The 16,891-nt window shown below is 42.9% G+C and carries 16 protein-coding genes; 2 read left to right on the top strand and 14 right to left on the bottom strand.

Features of this window, described 5'->3' with window-relative positions; translation table 11 throughout:
• Nucleotides 1-2 precede the first annotated feature (2 nt).
• The 4 genes from C505_RS0112995 to C505_RS0113010 are packed head-to-tail and all read right to left on the bottom strand — an operon-like array spanning nt 3 to nt 3,293.
• On the bottom strand, nt 3-695 hold the full coding sequence (locus C505_RS0112995; RefSeq protein WP_169337044.1) for a periplasmic substrate-binding domain-containing protein: 693 nt from the start codon (nt 693-695) through the stop codon (nt 3-5).
• 39 nt (nt 696-734) lie between these two features.
• Complete coding sequence (gene gltS, locus C505_RS0113000; protein WP_018693053.1) at nt 735-1,937, bottom strand: sodium/glutamate symporter; 1,203 nt, start codon at nt 1,935-1,937, stop codon at nt 735-737.
• The gene (locus C505_RS0113005) at nt 1,930-2,370 is read right to left on the bottom strand and encodes a potassium channel family protein (protein ID WP_018693054.1); all 441 of its coding nucleotides are present in this window, start codon (nt 2,368-2,370) and stop codon (nt 1,930-1,932) included. The genes gltS and C505_RS0113005 overlap by 8 nt, the downstream gene beginning before the upstream one ends.
• A gap of 20 nt (nt 2,371-2,390) precedes the next feature.
• A complete protein-coding gene (locus tag C505_RS0113010) occupies nt 2,391-3,293 on the bottom strand; it encodes a phosphoribulokinase (RefSeq protein ID WP_018693055.1) in 903 nt (300 codons plus the stop codon).
• A gap of 130 nt (nt 3,294-3,423) precedes the next feature.
• On the opposite strand from C505_RS0113010, the gene C505_RS0113015 reads away from it, so the two are divergent.
• Nucleotides 3,424-4,116, top strand: coding sequence for a TetR/AcrR family transcriptional regulator (locus C505_RS0113015; protein ID WP_018693056.1), 693 nt, complete (start codon nt 3,424-3,426; stop codon nt 4,114-4,116).
• Here the strand turns inward: C505_RS0113015 and C505_RS0113020 are convergent.
• From C505_RS0113020 to C505_RS0113050, 6 genes are all read right to left on the bottom strand, one after another.
• The gene (locus tag C505_RS0113020; protein WP_018693057.1) at nt 4,088-5,233 is read right to left on the bottom strand and encodes an SO2930 family diheme c-type cytochrome; all 1,146 of its coding nucleotides are present in this window, start codon (nt 5,231-5,233) and stop codon (nt 4,088-4,090) included. The two genes, C505_RS0113015 and C505_RS0113020, sit on opposite strands and share 29 nt — an antisense overlap.
• Nucleotides 5,233-6,483: a parallel beta-helix domain-containing protein gene (locus C505_RS0113025; RefSeq protein WP_018693058.1), complete on the bottom strand. Its 1,251-nt coding sequence runs from the start codon at nt 6,481-6,483 to the stop codon at nt 5,233-5,235. The genes C505_RS0113020 and C505_RS0113025 overlap by 1 nt, the downstream gene beginning before the upstream one ends.
• 289 nt (nt 6,484-6,772) lie before the next feature.
• Complete coding sequence (locus C505_RS0113030) at nt 6,773-7,750, bottom strand: DUF2333 family protein (RefSeq protein WP_018693059.1); 978 nt, start codon at nt 7,748-7,750, stop codon at nt 6,773-6,775.
• Nucleotides 7,751-7,761: 11 nt separating this feature from the next.
• A complete protein-coding gene (locus C505_RS23745) occupies nt 7,762-8,232 on the bottom strand; it encodes a copper chaperone PCu(A)C (RefSeq protein WP_157369024.1) in 471 nt (156 codons plus the stop codon).
• A gap of 97 nt (nt 8,233-8,329) precedes the next feature.
• Nucleotides 8,330-8,644, bottom strand: a complete 315-nt coding sequence (locus tag C505_RS0113040) for a hypothetical protein (RefSeq protein ID WP_018693061.1) — start codon at nt 8,642-8,644, stop codon at nt 8,330-8,332.
• Between the two features lie 114 nt (nt 8,645-8,758).
• Nucleotides 8,759-9,016, bottom strand: coding sequence for a hypothetical protein (locus C505_RS0113050; RefSeq protein ID WP_018693063.1), 258 nt, complete (start codon nt 9,014-9,016; stop codon nt 8,759-8,761).
• A 333-nt stretch (nt 9,017-9,349) separates the two neighbouring features.
• Between C505_RS0113050 and C505_RS0113055 the strand changes: the two genes are divergently transcribed.
• Entirely contained in the window at nt 9,350-9,670 is a 321-nt protein-coding gene (locus C505_RS0113055; RefSeq protein ID WP_018693064.1) for a hypothetical protein, read from the top strand.
• Nucleotides 9,671-9,702: 32 nt separating this feature from the next.
• Here C505_RS0113055 and C505_RS22355 read toward each other — a convergent pair whose 3' ends face one another.
• From C505_RS22355 to C505_RS0113075, 4 genes are all read right to left on the bottom strand, one after another.
• A complete protein-coding gene (locus C505_RS22355; RefSeq protein WP_018693065.1) occupies nt 9,703-10,206 on the bottom strand; it encodes a DUF3016 domain-containing protein in 504 nt (167 codons plus the stop codon).
• 225 nt (nt 10,207-10,431) lie between these two features.
• The gene (locus C505_RS0113065; RefSeq protein WP_018693066.1) at nt 10,432-13,680 is read right to left on the bottom strand and encodes a hypothetical protein; all 3,249 of its coding nucleotides are present in this window, start codon (nt 13,678-13,680) and stop codon (nt 10,432-10,434) included.
• A gap of 306 nt (nt 13,681-13,986) precedes the next feature.
• Entirely contained in the window at nt 13,987-15,117 is a 1,131-nt protein-coding gene (locus tag C505_RS0113070) for an acyltransferase family protein (RefSeq protein WP_018693067.1), read from the bottom strand.
• Between the two features lie 14 nt (nt 15,118-15,131).
• Nucleotides 15,132-16,883, bottom strand: coding sequence for a sodium:solute symporter family protein (locus C505_RS0113075; RefSeq protein WP_051090609.1), 1,752 nt, complete (start codon nt 16,881-16,883; stop codon nt 15,132-15,134).
• Nucleotides 16,884-16,891: the final 8 nt, after the last annotated feature.

A 16,891-nucleotide genomic window follows, 5' to 3' on the forward strand; every position in this document is an offset into this window, starting at 1 on the left:
CTTTATTTTATATTTGCGAACGCGCCTGCTTCTTTCATTTGGGTGAATTGTTCCGTCAGTTTTGGGATCAAATGTTCATGTTTTTGATGAACAAAATGATAGAGCGGCTGCTCTACAATAACCGCCAGACGATGAATTCTGTCTTGTAAGTTCATTTGTTGAATGATCTGCATCGACTGTATCGAATTGTGTAGCACAATATCAACCCAGCCTTTATCTAACTGCGAATAAGCTTGCGTGATATTCGTGACTGGTGATGTTTTATACCCTTCTAGCTGTCGTTCAATGATCTTGTGCCCACGAACATATCCAATCAAATAAGGCTTTAAACTCTTCCAATCAGAGACTTTAAGCTGCCGTTTCCCGAAAGCATCGATTGAAATGACCTGAATGGCAACAGGTACTTTTCTTAAAAATTTATAATGTTGCGTCACGATATCAAAACGAAGCAATTCACCATCGGTCTTCCCCTGATTCGCAAATTGAATCGAGCGCTCACCTGGCATGTATTCCACGCTCACTTTTATCCCGATATTTGCATAAGCTTGTTGTATCAGTGCCGCATAGCGGGATAACTTATCGGAATAATTTGTCGTCGAGATCACCAGTCCCTCATGACCATAGGCGTTTGATGCAAGTGGAATAGAACACCAGAGAAAAATACAAGCGATATGTATGAATAAACTTGATTTCATGAACATAGCATAGTCAATCACGTGTAAAGGATCATGTCATCATCCCAGTGAAAGGAAGAACTGGATCACGAAGGCATTCGCAACATCCACAAAAAATGCAGCCACCAAAGGAAGTATCAAGAAAGCCATTGGTGCCGGACTATGTGCTTTTGTCACAGCTGTCATATTCGCAATTGCAGTTGGTGTTGCGCCCAGTGCAAATCCGCCAAAGCCAGCGCTTAAAACAGCCGACTGGTAATTTTTCCCCATCAGTGGAAATAAAATAAAGAGAATATAAAGAATGGCGCCGAGCGTCTGTAGAAACAAGATTGTGAAGAGCGAACCAGCGAGGGATTGAATCGTCCAAAGCTGCATACTCATGAGCGACATGGTGAGAAAAAGGCTCAGTGAAAAATCAGAAACAACCGCCAGTGCTCTTGATCGTGCAGGCCAAGGTAATCGAGGGAGAATCGATGGTACGGTATTGGAAAAAATAATCCCCATCAGGAGGCAAGTCACATAAAGCGGTAGCTTGAGACCAAGTTCGATGCATAATTCATTCAGCAGATAACCTGCAATGATACAAACATGTAAAACCAATAAGACAGCCATCACATTTAGATGATTAATCTGCTCGGTTGAGGTTTTTTCATAGGCAATACCAACCACGGGTTTTTCTGCTTTTGTCCCTTCAAGTTGATACCTTGCTATCAAGACTCGTGCGATTGGTCCGCCGATTAAACTCGCAATCACAAGCCCCAATGTTGCACTTGCTATCCCGATTTCTAACGCATTATCCAGTCCCTGCTTTTGAACATCAGGTGCCCAAGCAATCGCTGTTCCATGACCGCCAATCAAAGACGCAGAACCAACCATAACACTCACATACGTTGGTAAATCTAGAAGAAACGCACCAAATAACCCAATGAGGTTTTGAAATACGATAAACCCGATGGTTAAAACCAATAAGACCAGAAGCGGCTTACCCCCACTCAGTAAATCTTGAAACCGGGCATTGAGTCCAATGGCTGTAAAGAAGTAAACAAGCAAACGGTCACGCGTCGACAAATCAAACTCAATCACCCACCCTTGCGACAAATAAATTCCATAAATGACTAATGCAGCACAGAACCCACCCGTCACAGGCTCTGGAATATGAAACTTTTGGAGAATTGGCAGTTTATTTGTTAAAGCCATACCAACGAAAAATACTAAAATCCCGATGGTATAAGACATAAAACTGTCCAGCGTGTATTCAAGCATCCTCTTTTCCGAGCTGATCTGCACGAATTTGATTGATTGATTCCACAAGAACGGCCGTATTCAACCCTACAATTATCAGTCCGTTGACTGCGGTCAATCCACCTAATAAGCGCCAGTTCTCATCCAGTATAATGTCTCCGTAACCAAGCGTGGTAAATGTGACGAGCGCAAAATAAAGCGCAGGCTCTAGGGATGAAAATACATCTGCAACAAGGTAAACCGCTGCCCATAGCCAAGCACTTAAACTCATACCTGCAACCAACCACAAAACAGCCAATGTCAGAATGATGATTGTTTTAAACTCATGAGGTGGTTTGGCCAGCCATTTGCGAATCGATTTCAGGAAAGCAATCATGCTGCTGATAAAGCCAGCCTGAATGAATATCGTTCCAGCAATGACAACTGAGCCTATCAGCAGTTGATTAAGGATCATAAATTTTGCTTTTCTTTTTACTATTCTGCACGTTGAAGCCAATCGAGCTGTCCAAGTGCTTTTCGACGTTTTTCGATGATTTCTTCAATGATTGGGGTCAGGATCAACTCCATCGCAAAGCTCATTTTTCCACCAGGCACCACAAATGTATTTGGACGGGACATAAAAGAACCATCAATCATTTGCAGGTAGTAAGGAAAGTTAACCTGCTTCATACGATTAAACCGGATCACCACAAAACTTTCATCCAACGAGGGAATATCTGTCGCACTAAAGGGGTTCGAGGTATCGACTGTTGGGACACGTTGAAAATTAATATGTGTTCTGGAAAACTGTGGTGTAATGTGATTGATATAATCTTCCATACTACGAACGATACTGGATGTGACGGCTTCTCTTGAGTGGCCCCGCTCTCGCGTATCGCGAATAATCTTTTGGATCCATTCCAAGTTGACGATCGGCACCATCCCGATCAATAAGTCGACATGGGTCGCAACATCCACTTCGCCATCGACAACCCCGCCGTGCAGCCCTTCATAAAACAACAGGTCGGTATTCGTGGGTAAGTCTTCCCACGGCGTAAACGTGCCTGGCATTTGGTTATAGGGAACGGCTTCATCAAATGAATGGAGATACTTACGTGTTTTACCTTTCCCCGTTTCACTATAGGTTTGAAATAAATACGCTAATGCTTCAAAGTCATTCGCATCAGAACCAAAATAACTGATATGTTTTCCTTGCTCTTGCGCTTTACGGATCGCAACATCCATTTCTGGACGCGTAAAACGATGAAAGCTGTCACCTTCTACAAAGGTTGCATTGACTTCGAGGTGACGAAAAATATGCTGAAAGGCGAGTGTCGTCGTGGTTGTTCCTGCGCCAGACGAACCCGTGACGGCGATAATTGGATGTTTTGTAGACATAGTCGCGCCAATTCCTTAAAAATGAGTCACTATTTTGATAAAGATGTCGCGCTCTCGTCAAGCAAACAAACGACATGTCGTACCGATTTTGCGAAGAATGAGATTCAATCGAAATGCCACAGGTTACCCTATGCTCAATAAAAACAGATTGCTAAACCAACTCAAATACCTTGGACGGATACCTGAGAGAAATGATGGCAAACAAACGCGTCTTTCGATTTTGAATGCAGCTTTAGACATCCTTGCTTATGAAGGTGCCAGACAGCTTCGTCACAGAAATATTGCACAAAAGGCGAATGTCCCACTTGCTTCCACAACTTATTATTTTAAAGACATTCAACAACTCATGCATGATTGTTTTGTCTACTTCGTGGAAATTCAAATTGATGACATCATTAATCTACAACAAAAAGGGCTTTTATTGCTTGAGCAATATCAACTCTCTGGCTTGCAACAAACCAGACAAATGGCGCAGCTACTCACGCAGCATATTCTGTTACAGATTTCGGATAAGAAGGTTCGCCTGCTTGAACATGCCTTTCGGTACGAAGCCATTAATCAGCCCTCGTTAGCCGCATTAGTTACCATTGTGGATGACAACCAACGATTAGCCATTGAAGAGCTTCTGACAGCCATGCATATTGATGCGCCACACGAAAATGCATTTGAAATTCACGCCACGATTTTGCAACTTGAATATCAGGGGCTCACAAATCCGTCTACTGACCACGCAAGTTGGTGTGAGCAGATCTTATTTAACCGCTTACGTGAACTTCTTCATTCAAAAGCAAAGACTAATCACAACGTCCTTCTAACTGATTGATCCATTCGGTGACAAGTGCCAGCCCTTCTTGATGTACAAGTGATCGGCCAAGTTCTGGCATCATTTCTCCAGGATCTGTCGTCGCCATTCGATAGACTAAAATGGACTCTTGTGCATTTCCTGGAACAATATCAAAACGATGTCCACCCGACCCTTTACCTGCTGCAATAGGTGGCTTGCAAAAACCAATTTGCAACAAAGGGTAAGGTTGATTATCTAAAAACAACCCTGACGTATCAGCAGGCCCATCAGGATTGTGGCAATGACCACAATTGATATCTAGATAGGAACGAGCGCGATGGGACAGTTTAAACTCATTTGGACGCGTTTCATCAGCATTCTTTGGAATATATTCCATCAAGGGAAGGTTTTTCAGCAAGCCCATACGTTGCCAGCGCATCAGCTGGTTTTCTTCTCCCATGGCACGGTGGACAAGTGTATTGAGATGACGCGCTTTTGGGCCAATGGGCTGGATTTTTTTACTGCTGTGATTCGGCGCGTGACAGCCAGCACATTGATTCTGATCTGGCGCCACGTAGACGAATGACTCCTTCTTACCATTCGTATCGATGAGTGTCGCTTGGAAACTGTCACCTGCGATTTCACGATATGCGTCCTGCTGGTCCTTTTGCCAATGATAAGCAATCACATCCCAGCCATGCTGCTGTTTGACAAGCAGTCGTGTCTCTACAAGATGAACTTGATTGAGATCCAAAGAAAATCCATGACTAGAAAAATCAGCCTGTTCATCAAATGTTTTTTGAAACACCCAATTTTCTTTCGTGTACTCTTTGTGTTTCGGATAATAAAACGTTTTACTAATGACGGCTCCCACAGGAAAATCGAACGCTTCATCCACCTGATAACCCATCTGAGATTGTTCTGGCAGCCAGATTGTTCTGAGTTTGTGGGCATAATCTGTAAACAGTGTCGAATTCAGTTGATACACTTCAACCTGTTGATTGGGAGACAAACGCTGATGCGCATGAAGCAATACCCCCCAATCACTCAGCTTTTCCGGGTATTGGTCAGGTAAAAAGGTATTGACTTCTTTCGGCTGAGGTGAACATCCCACCCCAACCCAAATGATCATGACGAACAAGAAAAACTGGCGCATCAACCTGCTCCAGCAAGAAACGCCAGTTGAACCGGAGGAAGCTTATTATGATGGCATTGATGCGGTGTGATATCCGTTGTTACGTTTTTGAAGTTGTTCCCAGCATCCAAATTAATGATCCCTGCCACACCATTATCAATACAAATCGCATCAGATAATTTCATTTGTCCATTCTCAACTTTTTCCGGATTGTAATACCCATCCCAGAGGATATCTGGAAAACGCCCATTCAGACCAAATAATGCGACTTTCACAGCTTTCATATCTAAGTGATCAGGCGAAGCGCCGCCCCCTTCGAAGTGATTGCCATAGATATAGATTTCTTCTGGATAAGGATCGAAGCTTTTGTCCATCGCCTCTTCACTATAATTTGTGCTGTAAAAACTGGAGACAATGATATTCGCCGTGTCGTTGTTGGTGATTTCGTTATGAAAGATTTCGACTTTATCATTCGAATTAATCACTATCCCAGAACCTGCCGGAATACTAGCAACGGGAGTACCTTTGCGCCCAAAATTCTTGTGATTGTTCGCATCCACCTTATTGTTATAAATCCGTGTGGAGTGGCCAGGTAGTGTTAAATTTGGCATGTTAAATACCAAAATTCCGCCCGTATTATTGATTGCAACATTGTCATACACATCTGCGCCTTGAGTATTTTCAACTTCAATCCCGGCGACGTTTTTCTCGGCATGATTTTTACGCACAATCACATTTTTTGACTGGCCAACATAAATCCCCGCATCCGAAGCACCAATCGACACACACTCTTCGATCAAGGTATTTTCGGTCTGGACGGGATATAAACCGTAGGAACCATTTTTGGTTGCAGGACCATTGGTCCATTCTGTTCGAATGCGTCGAATGATGACATTTTTGGCTTCATTTACTTTGACGGCGTCGCCTTTGCTATCTTCGATTGCAAAATCTTCCATCGTAAAATCACTGGCATTGACCAGCAGCCCTTCTGCTCCGGCAATTTGATGCTTAAAGGAGAGCACACTTTTATCCATACCCGCCCCACGAATGGTCACCCCATCCACATTGAGGGTTAAACTCCGGCTTAAATAATGTGTCCCTTCTGGGATTTCGATCACATCGCCTGGTTTAGCCATGATAAACTGGCGGATGAGTAGCTTCTCAAAAGCTTTATCGGATTCTGTCAGTCCCTGCTTTTTACTCCATAGGCCATCACTACATCCTGTGAAAAGCCCTAGTAGGAATATCAAAAAAATTGACGGTATTTTCATAAGCTGCCCATCTTACTTTCCAACTTAAATTGAAGACATGTGCCATCAGACAACTCACATCCTGTACAACGGGCATGATGATCGTATGTGATCCTATTTTCTAAATTGTACGATAGTACACATTCATTAAAAATGCGCACAATTTATGAAATCTCTAAGGAATACAATCGATTAGAATAAAAGCACTAGTTGAAATGTATGAGAGAGAAGAAAAACTGAAGGAAAGCAGGCTCTACATTGTCTATACAATCAGAGCCATAAAGGATGAGATCAATGAACCTTGAAGGAGTTAGCCTTGAGATAAAAGCTCATTCATGTCAATGATGGCTGCATTTGCACGCGAGATATAGTTTGCCATGACGAGGGAGTGGTTCGCCATCACGCCAAATCCCGTACCATTTAAGATCATGGGGCTCCAAATGGTCTGCTGGGTCGCTTCCAGGTCACGGATGATCTGTTTCACACTCGCTTGTGCGTTTTTCTTCTTTAACACATCCTCAAAGTCAACTTCGATCGCTTTTAAGAAGTGCAATAAAGCCCAACTAGCACCTCTGGCTTCATAAAACACATCATCAATTTTCCAGAAGCTGGTTTTGACCATTTGCTCCTGCGGTGCAGGCGTCGATTGTGTGGCGTGTGAGTCCCCTGCAAGATCAATATTGATCCGCTCCTGACCGACACTCTCAGACAACCCCCGGCTCAGACTCCCCAGGCGCTTTTCAACTTCTTTGAGCCAATAACGTAAGTTATCCGCACGGGCATAGAATTGTGCATCAACATTGCTGCCGCTGCTCAACGCTGCACGATATAGGTACAGTTGTTCAATCCCTTTTTGATACTCAGATTCTGCACTTGGGAAAATCCACTTCCGATGATCAATATTAAACTTCGGATGAGCTGTTTGCAGCTGTGGATTTGCAGCTGATTGAGATTGTGAGCGACTAAAATCATTACGCATCGTCAACATCAGATCTCGACTCATCTCCAGTGCACCAAACTCCCAGCTCGGCATGTTATCCATAAAGAATGAAGGCGGCGTCACATCATTGGATAGAAACCCACCATGCTTATTCAGTAAACCTTCACTGACTTTAATCAATGCAGTCGTGGTTGTGTAACCTGTGACGACTTTCTCGTTCTTTTTCGCGGCATCATCAATCGCCACTTGCTTGATATCCATCACATCTGGTTCAAAGCTCCAAAAAACGGATAAACCAAGCATAAGGCCCAAAACACAAACGACAACGGTCGAAACCCATTTTGTCATAACTTCAACTCCTAGTGGTGGTGATGGTGGCTATGTTCTTTTTTTGGCATCAGGGAAACCACCTTAGCCTGAGAGACCAACTGACGACCATCTTGAAGTGTAAAGATCACTTCAATTGATTGTTGTTTGGAAATATCCTTCGTGAGTCCAAGGAACATAATATGATGACCACCTGGCTCAAATGTCACCTTACTTTTCGCAGGGACCGCAAGCTGATCCAACTTACGCATTTTCATCATGTCTCCTTCCATTACATGCGTATGGATCTCTGTTTTATCTGCCACATTGGAGGAGACGCTTTTAATCGTGACTTTTTGGTTCCCATAATTATCAACAACGAGATAACCTGACGTATTTTGTGTGCCAGGAATAGGCGCACGCACCGTAAATTCTTCGATATCCACCTTGGATTGTGTCCCCGCAAAAACAACACAAGAGAAACATAAAGACAATATCAATGAGAAGTGATTCATTATTTTCATAAGAGGTTGGTCCACTGTAAAGAACTGTCAAATATTACCCGATCTAGAGGGAGTTACAAGCCTTATTCAATGGAATCACCATTCATCAATTTCCGAACTATATCTCTTGCGGCGCTTGATGATATAGCCAGTAAAAAACTAGAAATATCAACAGCAGTGGCCAAAGCGAAGACACGAGACTTGCCACCAGACTTAAAAAGCAAACACAGATGACCGCAATCACCACCGTTGCAACACCAACGCCCATCATAATGGCCCCAATTGCGCCAACAGCGAGTAATATCACCCCTAGAAAAAAGCTAATTAAGCCACCAAAGAAACTTTCTCCGGAAAATATAAATGGCTCCATGACCCATTCCCAGGCGAGTAATAATATAATTAAACATAAACAGGTTTTCAGTAATGTTTTCATATCTGTATTCTTTTCTTATTGATTTAAGCCATGAAACGGCGAAGTGCTTGATAACTGCTTGTTGCCACTATGATGCCCAAAATGGGCATCATAAAAACAGTGATAAGTGTCATTTCATTGATCATTGTTCCTATCCTTTTCTTCCCCTTCATCTGAAGGTTTGTCTTCCTGATTGGCCTCAAATTTGAAATCAAAATCTGCCAGGGTTTGGCGTATTGAAGCTTCGATTGATGCTGAAATTTCTAAGGCGGCACCTTCCAGGTACTCACCAACGACAGATTGAACCTCTTGCTCAAGCGTTGTCGCAGAAGCAGCGTTTGATGACAAAGCAATCGTCATTGCAGCAAAAGTTGATAAGATTGTTGATTTCATGAGTTGACTCCTTGATTAAACTACTCAAGGGATATCAATGATCATGCCAACTTTTAAGTTTATGTTTTATTTATAATTTATAAATTTAATACGGAGTGTGTGATTCTCGATATCGAGAAAATAGTGAAAATAACTAATTAATAGTGAAAATTTTATTTGGGAGAGAATTCTTCTTTTCAGCGACTTGAATTGCTTGCATCGCGATGAGAACTGGTCGGCTTCTAACAAAGCCAATCTGATTTACAAAGAGAGCGTACGCTGTAACACAGAAAACTAGTCCTTATTTCTAATTTATAGCCATTTGTACTATCTTTTTATTAGAGGAGGGTAAGTATGCCTTTGACCCCTGTGACCGTGAATGCGGCCATTGCCGTCAGTAATTCAGGGCTTACGGATACAGATCCTAGCCCAGACCCACAGATCGTGAATGAACAGACGAGGGATGTGCTTGGTTTCTTTCCTGACCGTGTAGAACTCACACGCCAATCCCTTGATCCAGATAACGAGAAGGAAATCACAGAAGATATAGAACCGCCAGAAGCAGCCAGAGAAAGTGTCCGGGTAAGTACCACAACGGGTCAAGCCGCCAGTGCTGGTGCACTCACAAAAGAACAAGCCATTAAAATCTACGAGCAAATCCAAAGTATCATTTAACTTCGACCACCTTTCCCTTCGCGACATTCCCTTTAGTATCCATTACTGGAATGCTTCATGTTTTTCGCAAACCAATTACGGATCATCTGCGCTTCATCACCAACAAGTTGGCGACTATACTGCTGACGACCAGCACGATGGAGGAACCCAAGATCTCTGAGCTTCACCGTCTTTTCCTGAATTATTTGATTGCCATCAATGAGCTGATAACAAAATGAAATACTTGGATAGTACAAATCCTTCACAACCCGCACAGAACGCCCATTGCGTAACATCTGATGACGCACCTCACCTGCAAGATCAAGGTTGGTCACCGTGATCTGCCAAGTCTGTGACTGAGGCAATGTATCCGCTAACTTTTGAAACTCCTGCTCAAGCTGCTGAAACACCCGCTGCTGAAAACGCTGCCGATGCTCCTCAGCCGCACGAACATCCGCATATTTTTCTGGCGACTCCCAAGTCACCTTCGCCTGCCCAGCAAGCGCAATCGGACACACCACGATTAAACCAACAAAAAACAAATTACGCGTGTTCATCACACACCTCAGTCTTTTTTATGTGCTTAATGAGATAGACCGGATTGAAGATGAATTGTTTCTATCCGTGTATAAATTGAATCGCTTTATATCGATGACAGCTTCAAGCATACTTCTCAGAGAATTGATGATATGAAATACACCCTGACTCACCGTTTATACACCCAAAGTAAAAAGCGACGGGTTTCCCCATCGCTTTTAAACGTTTATTGAGATTTTACAAAGTTACTTTGCATTCACCTTGCGGCGGCGGATGCCAATGAGGCCAAGTAATGCTGGTAAGAATGCGAACATACTACCATCATCATCACCAGGCTTTCTGTTGTTTACTCTGACTTCAACAACTTTTGTTGTGGTTGCCGATTTTGCCGCATCCGCAGAGTCTTTATCCGTCACTTCTACCTGCATCTTTAAGATAGAACCGTCTGCCATATTCGGGATTTTAAAGCTCGCTTCTGCTTTATCACTATCTTCAATAGTAATTGGGCTTTTCGTATCGATATGCGTCCACTTATAAGTCAAGTTGCTGTTATCACCATCCGGATCGTTTGGCTCTTGCGCAACAAGCATCACTGTTTCGCCCGGCTTGCCTTCTGGTTTAAATGCACGGATCACAAAGTCTGGTGCGAGGTTCATGCCTAACGCACGACCTAAATCAACCTTCGTTGTGTCTCGTCCATCAGTGACAGATCCCATGAGATGAACAATCGTATTGTGATCAGCTTCTTCTACCTTGACTTTAAATTTCCCTTTCGTCTCTGCATCTTCAACAATGCTCAGTTTCGCCTTACGACTCACTCCATTTTTCGTTTCACCGACAGATGCTGTATTCTCAACAATAATGTCTTTAGCTTCCAAACTATATGTCAATGTATCCAGCTTGCCTTCTGAGTCCTTGTTTGTTTCTGTAGCCCCAGATAAGTCAATCTCAAACTCTGCATTTTCCTGCAATCTGACAGCTAGTGCAGTTTGTGCTGCTGTGACTTTCGCTGCATCAAATGTTGGAGCATCATTGATGTTTCCTTTAAACTGTCCTGCAAACTCAACACGGCCAAGTGTGCTATCCAGATCATTTGGACCATTATCCTTAATAGTTACTCTGGCACAATTTGCTTGCTCCGGAACAGGGAATTTATCTTCTGCTTTTTCTGGATCAGCGAAGGACTTACTTCCAGCAAATGGACAGGAGCCATCAACCTTGATGTATCGAACATCATCCGCTGTCAAGTCAAATGCTGTAGCTGTTGCACCATCTTTTAATGCAACAAGACGAGTGAAAATATCAGTGGCTTTATTCGCTGTACCGGATGTTTCTTCTTTAGACTCAATTTTAACGTTAACCAACTTCTCGAAAGGAACGACAAAGTGTGCATTTCCATTTTCTGGAACATTTTTCACGATGATATGAAACTTTTGTGTTGCATTCCCATCATGCGAGTCTTGAGCCTTCAATTTGCCACCTTCAAGCTCCGCTGCAACACTAAAGGAAACATCTGAATTATCTAGACCAACTTTTTCATGAACAAATGAGCCTGTTACAATCTGAGTTGTATGCATTGAAGGGTCTACAGTAATATAATCACCTGCAAAATTAATTGCAAAATTAACGCTATTACCAAATACCGCAGGTTCATTGTCGTTTCGTATACCATCACTATCATTATCTTCGATATTTAAGGATGAAGGTAAACTCTCAATGACAAGAAATTTATGACTAGTAGAAATTGGTGAAGAGGAATCATTCTTCGTTGCCGTTAAAGTAACTGTATAAACTCCTGTTTCTGTTACTGTTACTGATGCGAGAGTTCCTGGGCTTCCCGGAACTGCAGGTGTAATCGAGGCTTTATCTGATGAGGCTGTCCAGGTTATATTATTTTCATACTCCGGAGCATCTGGCCCTGACATACTATAGGTTAACCTTGTAGCCGTATCTTTCAGGATTACATCTGGTCTAGTCGTTAAAGAACCTATACCAAGTACTTGTAAATCTGATACTGAATTAACCGTATTTATAGCTGGAACAGTAATTGTTCGAGTAGAGTTAGCATCAGCACCATCCCAATAAACAGCATCATCCAGATCTAAGATTTCAATCTTAAAATTTGATCCAGCAGCTTTTCCACTTGCATCAAGTGGTATGACAATTTGTCCTGAATTTTGAGTATATGTAAGGTTTAATGGCTCACCATCATCAACTCGATATTTGCCAACAATATTATTTCCTGAATTAGAAATATCTGGAATGTCACCACTGACTTTAAGAATAATTTCAGCTGATGGTGCTCTGGCAATAACTGACTGATTAGATGGGAGAAACACTACTGGTTTAATATAAACATTGCCTGCTGGTACAGCAGTACTAGTATTTCCACTTGAGTCTGTAACATTAAAGGTAAGATTTTGCTTACCACCAAAACCTTCTGAAGATGAGAGCGTAGCATCTAAGTTACCATCCACATTATCAGTTGCTAATGCTTTAGCAGCTGAGAGGGAAGCTTTTAATGCATTTGAAGTCACAACATGCTCATCTGCAGCTGAGGCAACCGTAATCACAGGAGCAACATTATCAATCACAAATACACGTTGAACTTGATCGGCTGTCTTCCCTGCATGGTTGGTCACCGTCCACTTAACGTAGTGAGTACCAGGATAAAGCTTTTCTGGGGTTCTTGTGATGGATTTAATTCCAGTTTCAGAAGAGACGCGGCTTTTCACATCATCAACTACAGAGGTATCAAATTGCGTAACTACACCACCCCTCAGTGTCAAATCTGGTAATGCGGAAATCGTGATTGATTGAAGTTTATCTGCATCATCCGCACCAGCAACCTTAACCGTCACTTTTTGGGTCTGAGTTATCGCATCATTGCCCTTACCGTCATTAATCGTCCATGTAAACACATAAGGTGTTTCCGATGGCGCTAACATATCGTCATCACGATCATGTGTTACAGATAAATCTTCTGAATCATCGGTTACAGTAGCACCTAGATCTGTATATTTGAGCGTAGAAGCATCAACTTTATCATCTGCACTAGAAACATAGATTGTCTTGTCAGGAAACTCTACAGTGGGAGCTGCATTTGCTTTCACAGTTAGCTTTTGAGTCGCTGTTAAGTTTGGAGAGCCTGCCTTCGTAGCCGTCCAAGTAATTGTTGCTTCACCTGCAGCAGCGACAACAACTTCATCAATGATTTGATCTGCAGGAGTAGTAGTATCCTCACAAGTCGTTGTTGTAGTCGCGCTATCCACAACTGTACATGTAACTGTATAACCTTCGGCAAGTATTCCATCATCAAAAACCTTAGGAGGTGTGAGGTTAATTTCATTGGCTCGAACATTAGGTCCATCAGCTTGAGCCTGTTCAGCAGTTATATCCGGAAGCGTTCCCAGACTTGGGTCTGCCAGCGCACTCGATGAGATACCCAAAAGGATCAAGCTTGCTAATTTTGTTTTTTGTGTTGTTAATTTCATTCTTCGCAGTTCTCCATCGCGACACCACTTCAGACTTCATCCAACGAAGAGTCAAAAGAGGTAGATAGCTATTGGTCAATTTTGAGTTTTTATTACATACCCTTCCAAGGATGCTCCTTTGCAACTAGCTATTATATAAACAGCACTTTTGATTGCAAGTACCTAAAGAAGGTATTCCACACGTAAAAAACAAAGGTTGAATTTTCCTTATCATAGTCAAAGAACCTCATCTCTTCACCTTCCCAGAACAAAATCTAATTACTGAAAAATAAGGATAATTTCAAATATAAAACTTAATACTTAGTTTTATATTTTGATAAAGATACGATATTGATACAGCACAAAACCAACGATGCCTGCAAATGCCATGTTAAACAAGGAGTACAAAAAAGAAGCGAGCTCATTTGCCAACACAAAAGACATTAAATTGAATAAATATACAGAAAGTGGAATTAATTCTTTTTCATTAGAAACAAAAATGAGGTCAACGGTACGGAGCATGAGCCAAGAGAGTGCGTATAAAAATAATGGGTTCATGCCAAATACAAGAAATGGCGTCCAAATTTTTGAAAATTGAACATAAATGTGCAGCCTCGTTACCCCTAAAAACAGCAAAAGACAAAGCCCGGAGGAAAATAAAACGTAAGAAGAAGTCCACAAAGACTTATTTACCGGGAAAAGAAAATGCCAAAGACCCCCTAGCATAAGAAAAGCAACTGCGATCAAATATAATTCTCGCACTTTGCCCTTTTGGTAAAGACGCATGCATTCAAACCCAATGATCACATTCACAATCGCCGGGATTGTACTCAAAAGTCCTTCTGGGTCAAAGGCAAGGCCAAATCCTTGCCACAGATGTTCTTCTCCAAAAACCAAAATATCAAACTGGCGGACAGGGTTTCCTAATAGGCTTAGTGAAGCGGCATAATCCCCCATCAAATAGCAACATTGGTACCCCAGTAAAATACCGCAAGCAAAAAGTTGATAACCTCTTTGTGAACAATAAAGGAGGAGAGCACTCGCAAACAAAGTACATAGCGCAATGCGTTGAAGGACGCCCATGATCCGCAGATCGGAGAGTGAGTTTTGAAAAGGAAACCAATGTAACAACAGGCCAATTCCAAACAGGATCACAGCCTTCTTTGTGATTTTTTGCATCCGTCGATTAGGTGAAGATGTCGTTGACTTCGCAAAAGACAGATACAGCGACGCGCCTACGATAAACAAGAACAACGGAAAGACGAGATCGGTTGGTGTCATCCCATGCCATGTTGCATGGCGTAAAGGTGCATAAACATGCTCCCATGATCCGGGGGAATTCACCAGGATCATAAACATAATGGTCAACCCACGAAGTACATCTAGCGCAGCATGTCGATAAGGAAGTACACCTGAAGATGGACTCGCCAGCCCATCAACTGGAACGGACGCGTCCATCTTAGTTTTCAGGTTCACTCAGATGTCACTCCATCAACGTCTTCGACCGTCTCAGATTCCTCAAAGGAAACCAACCGATAGAGCCAGAATGTGACACTTCCCATACTCAGCGCAACACAGGCATATATGATAGCTTCGATATAGTTAGCATATAAGGCAGCACCGATACCAAATAGAATCGAAAACACACAAATCGTCGCACAAAATGCGGCAATCAAGCCGTATGCAACTTCCTTCGGTGCTCCTTGGATTTTCGCTTTGAAGGATTGAAGTGTATCTGGATCACACGGCGATGTGATGAGCGTCACTCCAACCCACCCTATTGTTGTGATGCCAACACTGAGGACCATCTTTTCCCACCCTGCCAATGCGTCGAATGGGCCAAACTCGAAGAACATACTGACAAGGAATGACAAGACCATCGCTGTCAGTTCACTCCAGACATTAATCCGCATCCAGAACCAGCGCAATAAGAAGAGCAACCCAGTCCCCGCACCAATGGTCAGTAATAAACGGAATGCTTGCAGCGAACTCTCCAGCATCAGTGCCATCGTACTGGCCAAGATCATCAGCACAACCGTGACCAAACGCCCTACCCAAACTTGCTGTTTATCCGAGGCATCCGGGCGAATAAAGCGCGTATAAAAGTCGTTGACAAAATAGGAAGCTCCCCAGTTTAAGCTAGTTGAAATCGTCGACACATACGCAGACACCAAAGAAGCAACAACCAAACCGAGTACACCCGTTGGCAAAAAGACTAGCATCGCAGAATACGCTAAATCATCTTGAACAATGGACTCCGGTACATGGGGCAAGGCTTGTTTTAAACTCGCTAGGTCCGGGTAAATGATGAGAGATGCCAATGCAACAATTATCCAAGGCCAAGGTCGAATTGCATAATGGCATAAGTTAAAAAATGCAGCGGCTGCAACGGAGTGATGTTCGTTTTTCGCAGCAAGCATCCGCTGCGCAACATAGCCACCACCACCGGGTTCGGAGCCAGGATACCAGACACTCCACCATTGAAGCAGCAACGGAATACATAAAATGGGAATAAAAATATCTGGATTACTTAAATCCGGAAGAATAGACGTTTTCCCAACCGTGTTTTCGTGGCTCAACAAGGCATCCATACTTCCAATCATCGGATGCTCAATCGCATAATAAGCAGCAAGAATAGCACCGACCATCGCGATCACAAAAAGCAGCATATCAGTGATCAACACCCCTAGAAATCCACCGATTGCACAGAAAATCACAGTGATCCCACCAGCAATCAATATCACCATTTCTGGTGAAATCCCAAAGAGAACAGTCCCAATCTTCACGGCTGCGAGTGTGACATTAGCCATGATCATCACGTTAAAAAACAAGCCAAGGTAAAGTGCTCGGAAACCACGAAGAAAACCTGCGCCTTTGCCACTGTATCGATGCTCATAAAATTCAACATCCGTCACAACACCTAATCTTCGCCAAAACTTAGCGTAGACAAACGCAGTCATCATGCCGCTAATGAGTAGGCCCCACCATACCCAGTTTCCGGAAACACCGTCTGTTCTGACAATATTGGCAACTAAGTTGGGTGTATCTGCCGCAAACGTTGTTGCGACCATCGATAAGCCTAATAACCACCAGGGCATATGCCTGCCCGCAAGAAAGTAGGACGTGCTATTTTGGGAGGCTCTTTTACTGACGAGAATGCCGATCAGCATCGTCGTCATCAGTACACCAATGACGATGGCCCAATCAAGAAAAGCCAGATGCATCATTGTCT

Origin of the sequence: Algicola sagamiensis DSM 14643, assembly GCF_000374485.1 — a bacterium.
GTDB classification, from domain to species: domain Bacteria; phylum Pseudomonadota; class Gammaproteobacteria; order Enterobacterales; family Alteromonadaceae; genus Algicola; species Algicola sagamiensis.

Coding starts and splice junctions, on each gene's coding strand:
- C505_RS0113070 (WP_018693067.1), bottom strand. CDS start 15,117: ATGGACGCGTCCGTTCCAGTTGATGGGCTGGCGAGTCCATCTTCAGGT.
- C505_RS0112995 (WP_169337044.1), bottom strand. CDS start 695: ATGAAATCAAGTTTATTCATACATATCGCTTGTATTTTTCTCTGGTGT.
- gltS (WP_018693053.1), bottom strand. CDS start 1,937: ATGCTTGAATACACGCTGGACAGTTTTATGTCTTATACCATCGGGATT.
- C505_RS0113040 (WP_018693061.1), bottom strand. CDS start 8,644: ATGAAAACATTACTGAAAACCTGTTTATGTTTAATTATATTATTACTC.
- C505_RS23745 (WP_157369024.1), bottom strand. CDS start 8,232: ATGAAAATAATGAATCACTTCTCATTGATATTGTCTTTATGTTTCTCT.
- C505_RS0113075 (WP_051090609.1), bottom strand. CDS start 16,883: ATGCATCTGGCTTTTCTTGATTGGGCCATCGTCATTGGTGTACTGATG.
- C505_RS0113050 (WP_018693063.1), bottom strand. CDS start 9,016: ATGAAATCAACAATCTTATCAACTTTTGCTGCAATGACGATTGCTTTG.
- C505_RS0113010 (WP_018693055.1), bottom strand. CDS start 3,293: ATGTCTACAAAACATCCAATTATCGCCGTCACGGGTTCGTCTGGCGCA.
- C505_RS22355 (WP_018693065.1), bottom strand. CDS start 10,206: ATGAACACGCGTAATTTGTTTTTTGTTGGTTTAATCGTGGTGTGTCCG.
- C505_RS0113015 (WP_018693056.1), top strand. CDS start 3,424: ATGCTCAATAAAAACAGATTGCTAAACCAACTCAAATACCTTGGACGG.
- C505_RS0113020 (WP_018693057.1), bottom strand. CDS start 5,233: ATGCGCCAGTTTTTCTTGTTCGTCATGATCATTTGGGTTGGGGTGGGA.
- C505_RS0113030 (WP_018693059.1), bottom strand. CDS start 7,750: ATGACAAAATGGGTTTCGACCGTTGTCGTTTGTGTTTTGGGCCTTATG.
- C505_RS0113055 (WP_018693064.1), top strand. CDS start 9,350: ATGCCTTTGACCCCTGTGACCGTGAATGCGGCCATTGCCGTCAGTAAT.
- C505_RS0113005 (WP_018693054.1), bottom strand. CDS start 2,370: ATGATCCTTAATCAACTGCTGATAGGCTCAGTTGTCATTGCTGGAACG.
- C505_RS0113025 (WP_018693058.1), bottom strand. CDS start 6,483: ATGAAAATACCGTCAATTTTTTTGATATTCCTACTAGGGCTTTTCACA.
- C505_RS0113065 (WP_018693066.1), bottom strand. CDS start 13,680: ATGAAATTAACAACACAAAAAACAAAATTAGCAAGCTTGATCCTTTTG.